The sequence below is a fragment of the Leisingera sp. F5 genome (assembly GCF_001593695.1).
Window position 1 is genome coordinate 1 of the sequence record NZ_LUKH01000394.1, and the last position, 2,591, is coordinate 2,591.

Here is a 2,591-nt window from a genome sequence, read left to right on the forward strand (position 1 = left end):
CGGCGCCCATAATTCAGGAATCCAACTGGCGGCTAAGAATCGTTGCAAACTCATCGGCAAAGGCCTCATAGCCGCCGATGATACGGTCGCTGTCCGCGCTCAGCTTGTTGTAGAAAACCACGGCCGGGATCGCCGCCAGCAGGCCCAGACCGGTCGCCATCAGCGCCTCGGCAATGCCCGGCGCCACTACGGCCAGGTTGGTGTTCTGCTGCTCTGCAATCTCGATAAAGGCGGTCATAATGCCCCAGACGGTGCCGAACAGCCCCACAAAGGGCGCAGTAGAGCCGACGGTGGCCAGGATCGACAAGCCGCTTTGCAGCCCCTCGGTCTCTTTGGCGATGGCCACATCCATCGACCGGTCGATGCGCGCCTGCGCGCCGGGGATCAGCCCGCCGTCGCTGCGGTGGCTGCGCCGCCATTCCGTCATGCCTGCGGAAAAGATCCGGGCCGCCTGCCCAGGGGGTTCTGCGCCGATCTGATCAAACAGCGCATCCAGCGGATTGCCCGACCAGAAGGCGCGGTCAAAGGCATCGGCTTCCCTGCGGGCAAGACGGTAGTTGATCATCTTCTGAACGATGATGCCCCAAGACCAGATCGAGGCCCCGACCAGCATCAGCATCACCAGTTTCACGGTTACGGTGGCCCGCGCGAAAAGGCCCCACATGGAGAAATCAATCTCCTGCGCCAGCGCCAGAGTTTCTGCTTCCATTCGCCTGCTCTACGATTTCCCGGCCGTTTCTCCGGCCTTATTTGGCCAAAGGCTAGCCCAGTTCAATGTCAAAGGCCATTAAAACAGCCGCCACGGCGCCAAATGTTACCGCAATGCGCGAATCTCTGCCGGAAGCCGCGCAGGCTTGCCGCCTGTGGTGATGCAGACAATGGTGACCTGGGCCCGGAACAACGGCTGGCCGCCGCGGGTCACCTCCTGGATCAGGGTCATCCGGGCCGGAGTCACATTGTGCATTGAGGTCGTGACCAGCAGTTCCTCGTCGAACTTGGCGGGCGCCAGATAATCCGCTTCGATCCGGCGCACCACATAGATCAGCCCGGCCTCGCGCATGGCGTTCTGATCAACGCCTATTCCACGCACCCAGTCGCTGCGCGCACGTTCGATGAAGCGCAGGTAATTGGCGTGATAGACGATCCCGCCCATGTCGGTGTCCTCGTAATAGACCCGGACAGGGAAATGATGGTTCATTACCTGCGCTCCTGCTTTTGCTCGCGCACCCTATGGGCGGTGCCCAACCGCTGCAAGCGGTTCACCCTTGCAGCCTGTACTCCGCCAGCACGTCATAGCGCGCGCCTTCCGGCGCCAAAGTGGACTGGAACAGCGCAAAACTGTCCGCCTCCCACCCCAGCCCGAAACCCGCTGCCGCGGCCAGGAAACGGGCAATCTTTTCCACCTGCCCCGCCTCCAAATGCCTGGGAAAGCGTGCCAGCGTCACATGCGGGCGGAATCGCTCGCGGGACAACTCGATCCCGGCAGTCCGGCAGGCGCTGCGGACACGGTCGCGCAAATGGCCCAGCTCCGGTGTCTTCTGCACCTCCGCCGCCAACACTCGCGGCAGCTTGCCGCCAAGAGTATCAAGCCCGCGAAAGGATAACTGCAACGGAGGAGCACTGATCTCTGCCAGAATTTGATGCAGGGCCTGCAGCACCGGTTCAGGCTGGTCATCCAAGAAAGCCAGCGTCAGGTGCAAGTTTTCCGCGGGGACATGCCGGCCCACGGTCAGCCCCTCCTGCACGTGTTCAAGCGTCTCCAAGGCCTCATCTGGCAGCGGCAGGCCCACGAAGGCGCGCATCAGGACTGCGGCGGTTCCGCCGCCGGCGCCTGCAGCCGCGCGAACAGACGCAGGGCGTGCGACTTGTCGTCAGCCGCCACCGGCATCATCCGGTCGTATGCTGCGGCAATCACGCCCGCAACCTCCGGCCGCAGAATGGTGGCGCCGGTCTCCGGCAGCACCGCCAGCGGCGAGGCCTCGGCAAAGGCCGCATCGCCCCACATCAGCGCAACCTGCACCGCTTGGGTGAGCGCCAGCGTCTCGGCGGGCATCCGCGCCATCGCCCCCTGCATCCGCAGAAACACAAACGCCGCCTTGATTCCGCCCTGATCGTCAAACCGGAACGCCCGGTACTGGCTGGCCTCCGCCGCCTTCAGCCGCGCCACCAGCGGCGCAAGCCCCGGGATCAGCCTGTCCAGGTCCGGCACTTCCAGCAGTTCGTCCCAGTCCAGGAAAAAGAAGAACATCAGATTCGAGCCCAGCTCAGGGTCGGTCTCGGCCATCTGATGTCCTGCCAGCGTCATCACCGCTTCCAGCGCTCCCTTAACGGTTTTCAGTGTCTCGTCCTGAACCCCGAAGACGATCGGCGCCACCGGCCGGCCCCAGCGGGCACAAGCGTATGAGCCGTCTTGGCGGGTGAACAGGGCTTCGATCTGTTCGGGCGTCAGGTCTGGCAGCTGGGCGGTCATATGCGTCTCCTTGATCCTGCCCTGTCTATGCCGTCTGTGCCGCGCGGCGGCAAGGGGGGCTCCCGCGCCTGTCCGGCCCCCTGGCTGCGCCAGACAGCCGCAAACAGCCTTGGGCCGGGCA

The 2,591-nt window shown here is 64.2% G+C and carries 4 protein-coding genes; all 4 read right to left on the minus strand.

From position 1 onward, the window contains the following. Positions 1-13: 13 nt before the first annotated feature. The gene (gene tolQ, locus A2I95_RS30815; RefSeq protein ID WP_027259885.1) at positions 14-709 is read right to left on the minus strand and encodes a protein TolQ; all 696 of its coding nucleotides are present in this window, start codon (positions 707-709) and stop codon (positions 14-16) included. Between the two features lie 105 nt (positions 710-814). Next, a complete protein-coding gene (gene ybgC, locus A2I95_RS30820) occupies positions 815-1,198 on the minus strand; it encodes a tol-pal system-associated acyl-CoA thioesterase (protein ID WP_291735960.1) in 384 nt (127 codons plus the stop codon). Between the two features lie 61 nt (positions 1,199-1,259). Then, positions 1,260-1,802 carry an RNA 2',3'-cyclic phosphodiesterase gene (thpR, locus tag A2I95_RS30825; RefSeq protein ID WP_051371975.1) on the minus strand — a complete coding sequence of 181 codons (543 nt, stop codon included), beginning with the start codon at positions 1,800-1,802 and terminating at the stop codon, positions 1,260-1,262. Continuing rightward, the gene (locus A2I95_RS30830; protein WP_291735962.1) at positions 1,802-2,470 is read right to left on the minus strand and encodes a hypothetical protein; all 669 of its coding nucleotides are present in this window, start codon (positions 2,468-2,470) and stop codon (positions 1,802-1,804) included. Before A2I95_RS30830 ends, thpR begins: the two co-directional genes overlap by 1 nt. Positions 2,471-2,591 lie beyond the last annotated feature (121 nt).

Bases quoted from the DNA above. Each gene is read 5' to 3' on its own strand.
- tolQ (WP_027259885.1), bottom strand. From the start codon at position 709: ATGGAAGCAGAAACTCTGGCGCTGGCGCAGGAGATTGATTTCTCCATG.
- ybgC (WP_291735960.1), bottom strand. From the start codon at position 1,198: ATGAACCATCATTTCCCTGTCCGGGTCTATTACGAGGACACCGACATG.
- thpR (WP_051371975.1), bottom strand. From the start codon at position 1,802: ATGCGCGCCTTCGTGGGCCTGCCGCTGCCAGATGAGGCCTTGGAGACG.
- A2I95_RS30830 (WP_291735962.1), bottom strand. From the start codon at position 2,470: ATGACCGCCCAGCTGCCAGACCTGACGCCCGAACAGATCGAAGCCCTG.